9 protein-coding genes are annotated in these 7,579 nt (G+C 33.3%); 1 reads left to right on the top strand and 8 read right to left on the bottom strand.

What is annotated here, in order from left to right; translation table 11 throughout:
* The first annotated feature begins 94 nt into the window (after positions 1–94).
* The gene (yyaC, locus tag F8154_RS12450; RefSeq protein ID WP_151861953.1) at positions 95–691 is read left to right on the top strand and encodes a spore protease YyaC; all 597 of its coding nucleotides are present in this window, start codon (positions 95–97) and stop codon (positions 689–691) included.
* Between the two features lie 242 nt (positions 692–933).
* Here the strand turns inward: yyaC and F8154_RS12445 are convergent, their stop codons facing one another.
* The 8 genes from F8154_RS12445 to F8154_RS12410 form a co-directional block, all read right to left on the bottom strand.
* Positions 934–1,194: a YkuS family protein gene (locus F8154_RS12445; RefSeq protein ID WP_151861952.1), complete on the bottom strand. Its 261-nt coding sequence runs from the start codon at positions 1,192–1,194 to the stop codon at positions 934–936.
* A 78-nt stretch (positions 1,195–1,272) separates the two neighbouring features.
* Entirely contained in the window at positions 1,273–2,157 is an 885-nt protein-coding gene (locus tag F8154_RS12440; protein WP_151861951.1) for a diacylglycerol/lipid kinase family protein, read from the bottom strand.
* On the bottom strand, positions 2,157–2,705 hold the full coding sequence (locus tag F8154_RS12435) for a DUF4446 family protein (protein ID WP_151861950.1): 549 nt from the start codon (positions 2,703–2,705) through the stop codon (positions 2,157–2,159). Before F8154_RS12435 ends, F8154_RS12440 begins: the two co-directional genes overlap by 1 nt.
* Positions 2,706–2,931: 226 nt before the next feature.
* Positions 2,932–4,074, bottom strand: coding sequence for an aminotransferase class V-fold PLP-dependent enzyme (locus F8154_RS12430; protein WP_151861949.1), 1,143 nt, complete (start codon positions 4,072–4,074; stop codon positions 2,932–2,934).
* Positions 4,075–4,158: 84 nt separating this feature from the next.
* Positions 4,159–5,055, bottom strand: a complete 897-nt coding sequence (locus F8154_RS12425) for a PhzF family phenazine biosynthesis protein (RefSeq protein WP_192930292.1) — start codon at positions 5,053–5,055, stop codon at positions 4,159–4,161.
* A 41-nt stretch (positions 5,056–5,096) separates the two neighbouring features.
* Positions 5,097–5,963 (bottom strand): ParB/RepB/Spo0J family partition protein, encoded by an 867-nt coding sequence (locus F8154_RS12420; RefSeq protein WP_151861947.1) that lies wholly within the window; start codon positions 5,961–5,963, stop codon positions 5,097–5,099.
* Positions 5,963–6,736 carry a ParA family protein gene (locus tag F8154_RS12415; RefSeq protein ID WP_151861946.1) on the bottom strand — a complete coding sequence of 258 codons (774 nt, stop codon included), beginning with the start codon at positions 6,734–6,736 and terminating at the stop codon, positions 5,963–5,965. The genes F8154_RS12420 and F8154_RS12415 overlap by 1 nt, the downstream gene beginning before the upstream one ends.
* A 389-nt stretch (positions 6,737–7,125) precedes the next feature.
* Entirely contained in the window at positions 7,126–7,350 is a 225-nt protein-coding gene (locus F8154_RS12410; protein WP_151861945.1) for a hypothetical protein, read from the bottom strand.
* Positions 7,351–7,579: the final 229 nt, after the last annotated feature.

The following is a 7,579-nucleotide window of genomic DNA, read 5'->3' as shown; positions in this document are numbered from 1 at the left end:
AAACAATATAAATACATTGCTAAAATGCTTTAATTTCAATGGTTCAAGCATTTTGCAAACAACTAATTAAACTTTTAACTAAGGAGGATATTATATGTTTAAGCAAGCAAGCTATAATGATTCTGTTAGTGTATCTGTTCCTATGGCCTATATAGATTTGAGCCTATTGTTGCTTGATAGCTTAAAAAGACACTATCTCCCTCCCTACGAGGAAATTGTTATACTTTGTATTGGAACAGACCGTTCAACAGGAGATTCCTTAGGCCCACTTATTGGTTACAAATTGTCATCTCAAATAAATAGATACTCTAATACCTTTGTTTACGGTACTTTAGATGATCCTGTACATGCTAAAAACTTAAATAGTAAAATATCAAATATATACTTAAATCATAGGAGACCATTTATTATTGCTATTGATGCTTGCTTAGGAAAAATGGAACGAATTGGATTTATAAAGGTAGGTAATGGTCCGCTTAAGCCAGGAGCTGGTGTAAAAAAAGATTTACCCTCTGTAGGAGATATTCACATAACAGGTATTGTTAATCTTTGTGGTTATATGGAATATATTGTTTTACAGAACACAAGGCTTAGCTTAGTAATGAGAATGGCTGAGATTATATCAGAAGGAATTAAGTTTTCTCTATGGAAGCTAAACAATCAAGGACACACTGTTGAAACCAATTACTAATTATTGGTTTTTAGTAGAGGCTCAAACTAAAAAACTACTGTAGGTAAGGTGTTACGCAAAAAAAGCTAGGAGCTTCACCAGCAAAATTTTCTCTCGGCTGTTGTAGGTCCTAACATCTATTGTATAAAAGATTTGTAGTTTTATCTCAGCGGCGTTACTAATACTCCCGCTTATTAATCTGGAGATAATCTCCCACCTTGCTTTGAAATAAGTATAGCTATAGTTTAGATAGATATGGTTAATTATGTAAAAAGCCCACCATATCTTCTTTTTTCAATAATGTATATGATTTCATCAGTTGACTTGCTCCTTGCATTTATAAGTATTGCACCATTATTTTGTCCCCCAGTATCATTGTTAAAGACTTCTATTCCTGAATAGTCATCAGTATATATTATTGCATCAACAAATCCTCCTGTGGTAAAGTCAATAATTTCATAGCCTATAGCTTCCAGCTCTTCTTTTAAATATTCAAGCCCGTCTTGTACAGCTATTTTTTTCATAAAACCACCTCCATATAACTATTGTTGCTTACTTGAGGTGGTTTAATTCAATTTATTAGATTTTAAAAGGTTTTTCTATCAACATAGGACTTTTAGTTTAAACTTTGATATTTTAAATTCTAAAACTTCAAAATCTTCCTTAGTTATAGGGTATATTTCTCCATCTAAATTAATAATAACTGGGTCTTCTATTCTAAGGCTAATATATGGCTCCTTAATTATCTGAACCTCTTTAAATTTTGTATGTTTACCTGTGAAAATTGTTGGAAAAACAAGTAACAGCTTTAATTTATTTATTTTCTTAACTATGCAAATATCCAGTAAATCATCACCCATGTCTGCAAGAGGCGCAATTTTCATGCCTCCTCCATAGCTTTTGCCATTACACAAGGCCATAAGAGTAGTTTCTTGTTTAAAGGATCCCTTACCATTTTTAATAGAAATGCTTATAGAGTTAAATGATAGTAATGCTTTTATAAATGCTACAACATAGGCCGTTGTCCCATTAAAGAACTTCTTTAACCTATTCGCTTCATTGGCAATTTCAGCATCTAGGCCTACTGAAGCAATATTAACAAAGTAATGCTCAAATGCCTTTCCTACATTAATAGCTATTTCTTCGCCATTTAATATTCTCTCCAAAGCTTTTTCTGGTTCTTTTGGTATATCTAAATTTCTAATAAAATCATTCCCCGTGCCAGAAGGTACAACTCCTAAAACTTTATCTGATTTTATAATTCCATTAACCACTTCATTAATTGTACCGTCTCCCCCAACTGCAACAACCACATCTTCGGTGGCTGCTAAGGCTAACCTCTTTGCATATCCCTTGCCTTTTGTTAGTTCAAGTCTATATACCTTTTTTGTCTTTGCCATTGCTTTATGAATTTTGTCCACCATTTTTCTGCCTTTTCCATTACCTGATACCGGATTTACAATAAAAAGATAGGTTTTATCCTCCATTAGCTAACCTCTTTACTACGTCTAGACCCCTTTATGTCTCTTCCGTCTATTGTGTTATCCTTTGCTCTATCTAGGGCTTGGATTTCCTCTATAGAGAGACTGTAGCTAGATTTACCTTCTTTAATTGGCTTAGCATAGGTTATACTTTCTGATCTGCCGTGTATACCTGTCATGATAATACCATCATCATTATTATCAAGTAAAGCAATGGAAAAGCTCAAGTCACTTCCAGTATCGTTAAAGGCGCTATATCTGATAATACCTATTTTTTGGATGCAAAAACTAAGTCGATTATCTAGTATATTTGCTTTATTCTTTAGTCTGTCTAGTTCCTTATTTACTTCTTCAATTTTATCCATATTCTCATGCAAAATACCTTCTATATTCTTGTTGCTAGTTCCTTTTACTAGCCTCTTATATTTGTCTTTAAGATTTGAGGTCACATTATAATTTAACAGTAAAAGTGCAAATAATATAGTATTTAAAATCATGGTTGCAATTATAAATATGTGACTGTTAGCTTTAATAAAATCAAGTACCTCCCTCATAGCTTATCTCCCTTCAATATAATCTTTAGTGGCTTTCTCTCTATTTTAACACCTTTTAAGCCATTCTTCTATTTATTTATATGAAATGTAATAGAAACCAAATAATCCCTATTAGTTAAATAATAAGGATTATTTATCCCATGGCTCTGCTAGTGCTCTGCTTTCTTAAGAAGCAGGTTAAAGACCCCTTGCTTAAAACTCTTAAATTAGTATTGAGTAGTATACTCTATATTTGCTGACAAATATCCTTTATTGCTGAAACTGCCTTCTCAATGTCTTCCTTAGTGTTATAATATCCTATGCTAAATCTTACTGTTCCCTGCTCAAAGGTTCCTATTGTTTTATGTGCTACTGGGGCGCAATGCAACCCTGGTCTTACAGCAATGTCATATGCCTTATCTAAAATATATGCAATTTCTGATGAATCCTCGTCTCCTATGTTGATAGATATTACTGCTGCTTGCTTTTTAGCATCCATAGGACCTAGAACTTTAACCTTTTGGATTTTTTTCACCTCATCAATAAAGTATTGTGTTAAAGCCTCTTCATGCCCTCTAATTTTTGCAGTACCTTCTTTAAGAATAAATTCAATTCCCTTAGTTAGTCCTGCAATTCCTGGTGTGTTAGGAGTTCCACTTTCATATCTATCTGGCATCATTTCTGGTTGACTTAGCTCTTGAGATTTGCTACCAGTTCCTCCTTCTTTAAAATGCATAACCTCTAGCCCATCTCTAATGTATAGGATTCCTGTTCCCTGGGGTCCTAACAAACCCTTGTGTCCTGGTATAGCTAATAAATCAATGTTTAGCTTGCCTACATCTATATTATATACTCCTGCTGTTTGGGCAGCATCCACCATAAATACAAGGTTGTATTTTTTGGCTAATAAACCTACTTCCTCTATTGGCATTAGGGTGCCTGTGACATTAGATGCGTGGGTCATTACTATAAGCTTAGTATTTTTCTTAATAGCTTCTTCAATCTTGCTGATGTTAATGGAGCCGTCTGCTTCACATTCTACAATTGTGTTTTCTACACCAACCCTTTCTAACGCCTTAATAGGTCTAATAACTGAGTTGTGCTCCATGCTGGTTGTAATTACATGATCACCACCTATTAAAGTGCCTTTAATACCTAAATTTAATGCTTCAGTAGCATTGCTGGTAAAAACAACCTGCATAGGGTTGTCAATTCCTAAGAGCCTTGAAACAGCTTCTCGACCTTTAAAAATAACTCTTCCTGCTTCTATAGCCAGTTTATGGCCTGACCTTCCCGGGTTAGCTCCATAGCCCTTCATGTGATCTAATACCGATTCATACACTATTTCTGGCTTTGGAAAGGTTGTTGCTGCATTATCAAGATATATCAAAGTAATCCTCCTCACTTATTATAATATAACAGTTATTTGATATTATAATATTAAGTCTAATAAAAAGTCATTTTAATATGTTAATTAAATAGATAAAACTCCTGTAATAAACTCTCTAGCAACACCACCTACATATATCCTGCTGTTGCTTTTGTTAATATAGGCATGAATTATACTAGGTCTATTCATGAAATGCCCTTGCTCAAAAATAAATTTATCTGATAAAATAATGCTGTTCTCTATTAGATAATATGCTAATCCACCGCTTGAGGTTCCTGTAGCCGCCTCCTCATTTATTCCTACTAGAGGAGCAAAGTTTCTGCAATGGGCTGTTGCCTCTTTATTAAGGGTTTCAAGGGTAAAAACATGAACACCAATAACATCCATGATTTTGCAATAGCTTTTAAGCCTTCCCATGTTGGGGGTTAGTTTTTTTAGTGCTTGAAGATTAACAACGGGAAATATTATATCCTTTAATCCTGTTGTTATTATTTGCGGCTTCAATTTATGACTATATATTCCAAACTCCTCTTTATCTATACCTAAAATATTGCATAGCTCTTCTGTTTCATTTAGGGTTTTAATTATTTTGCCCTCACCCTGAAGCATCATTATTCTTTGTATTTCTCCATCTTTTTGGTAAATATCAACATCTAGTATTCCAGCCTTTGTAATTTGCTTGCATTTTAAGCAGCTACTCTTTCCCTTAATGTATCCATTGTTAAATAGTACAGTAAAGGCAGCTATTGTAGCATGTCCACACAAATCTACCTCTTGAAGTGGTGTAAAGAATCTTACCTCAAAAGTATTCGCTTTATCTGGCATTTCCATTACAAATGCAGTTTCTGAAAGCTTTAGCTCTGCAGCAATTTTCTGCATTTCTTCATCAGTCAAATGCTTTTCGTTGATTACAATTGCTGCAGTGTTGCCGCAAAAGACCTTGTCTGTAAAAGCTTCTGCATAAAAAATTTTTAACTCCATTACAACTCTCCCTTTAATAAAATGTTTCACGTGAAACATTTTTAATCCTTGTTAAGCAATTCAATTATTCTTTGTAAATCCTCGTCATTATAATACTCTATTTCAATTTTGCCCTTCTTTTTACCCTTAACTATTGTAACTTTAGTGCCAAAATATTTTTTTAAATTATCCTCGAGATCCATCAACACATAATCATTTTTTCTTTCTTTTTTACTTTTACCTATTGGCCTTTGGGGCGAGGCTAATAGTTCTTCTGTTTTTCTTACATTCAGCCCTTCCTCCACGATTTTTTGTGCATATCTGTATTGCTTGTCTTTTTCGTCTACCCTCAATAAGGTTCGTCCATGACCACTGCTTAATTTACCCGATTTTATCATTTCTATAACTCTATCATCCAATTGAAGTAGTCTGAGAGTATTTGCAATATAGGGTCTGCTTTTCCCTAGGGCATCTGCAAGTTGTTCCTGTTTAACCTTATAATCATTTATGATTTGTCTATATGCAAGCGCTTCCTCTATTGAGTTCAAGTCTTGTCTTTGAATGTTTTCTATTAAAGCTATCTTTACCAATTGCTCCTCTTGATAATCTCTTATGATAGAGGGTAACTCTTTTAATTGAATTTTTTTTGCTGCTCTCCATCGTCTCTCACCAGCAATTATCATATAACCACTTTCTCTTTTAGAAACAATTATTGGTTGTATTATTCCATGGATCTTTATCGATTCAGCCAACTCATTTAACCCTTCATCATCAAAATCTTTTCTTGGTTGATGAATGTTCGGATATATTTTATTTATGTCAATTAACTGTATTTTTTCATTTTTCTTCTGCTCCTCATCTATTCCATATGTCTGCATTTCTGGAATTAATGCTTCTAGCCCCTTTCCTAAGCCTCTTTTTCTACTCATCAAATTACATCCTCCTCTAAATCTAAGAACTCTTCAGCCAACTCCCTATAGGCTTCAGCTCCCTTTGACTTCTCATCATAATAAATTACTGGCTGTCCAAAGCTGGGAGCTTCTGCTAATCTAACATTCCTTGGTATAATAGTACTGTAAACCTTCCCCTTAAAATATGTTTTCACCTCATCAACCACTTGGATTGATAGGTTGGTTCTTCCGTCAAACATGCTAAGGACTACACCTTGTATTTCAAGATTAGGGTTTAAATTCTTTTTTACCAATTGAATTGTATTCATCAGTTGGCTTACTCCCTCTAGGGCATAATACTCACACTGTATTGGAATTAATACACTATCAACTGCTGCCAGTGAATTAATTGTTAATAGTCCTAATGAGGGAGGGCAATCGACAAAAACATAGTCATATTTATCCTTAATAGAATTTATAGACTCCCTTAGCTGTATTTCTCTATTTTTAATATTTGCTAGTTCAATTTCCGCTCCTGCCAATTGAACGCTAGAAGGAACTATATGTAGATTTTCATATTTAGTCGGAATAATTGATTTCTCCAGTTGAATTTCATTGACAATAACATCATAAATACTATACTTTAGTTGATTTTTATTGATACCAAACCCACTGGTTGTATTACCTTGAGGATCAATATCTATTACACAAATTTTCTTTCCCATTTGCGCAATGCATGCACTTAAATTTACATTTGTTGTCGTCTTTCCTACTCCTCCTTTTTGATTAAAAATTGCAATTATTCTACTCAAGCTTCTTCTCTCCCTTCAATATTCCAATGAATTTTATACCTATTTAATTCTATATAATTAAATTTTCACCTTCTAAGAAAGTTTAAAAATGTCGATAAATGATGAACTATAATAATATTTTAAAGATTAATTCTATGACATTAAACCTATAAACAAATTTTATCACAGTTTTGTTAAGAAAGCTTTACTATATAAAGAAAACTTAGTTCAGATGGAGTTTTAACTCCACCTTAACTTTAGTTCCGCTTACTTTCTAGCTTGGCGCCACTAGCAATGCAGCTTCTTATTGAGGAATACGCACCATATATTTTTCAAACAAAAAATGGCTATACACTAACCTTTAGGTATAAACCACTTTTTTAACTGCAATAGTAAATAATATGCTCATATCACTTCAAAACAGTTATTATTATAAAAAGGGTAAGAACTATAATAGCCACTAATGATGATTTTTTTTGAAATGAAATGGCCTCTTGGCTTAGTTGGGGTTCTTCCTCAAACATCCATCTCCTGCTTAGCAAATAGCTTTCCTCAGGTTCAAAATATGACCATATTAACAATCCATAAACAGGCACTCCAAAAACTACTAAAAGAAAAACATCTGCAAAATCCATAAAATCACCTCTCAATATTAATAGAATCACTACATAATTTTTTCTTAAGGATAGCCAGCTTCTTCACTAAAAGTTGCCTCAAGAGTCTCTTTGTTAAATTATACAGTAGTTGTTAAAGGTATTTATAATAATATATATGCCTTTTTTTCTAATATACCATTTCTCTCAGCGGCGATACTTACAAAGCAACCTCTTAATTGGTAGATAAGGGTTAAATGAAAAACTAAAT

This window comes from Alkaliphilus pronyensis (assembly GCF_009017275.1).
GTDB classification, from domain to species: Bacteria; Bacillota; Clostridia; order Peptostreptococcales; family Natronincolaceae; genus Alkaliphilus_C; species Alkaliphilus_C pronyensis.
The sequence above is the reverse complement of the archived record's forward strand: the minus strand, read 5'-3'. Positions and strand labels throughout refer to the sequence as shown.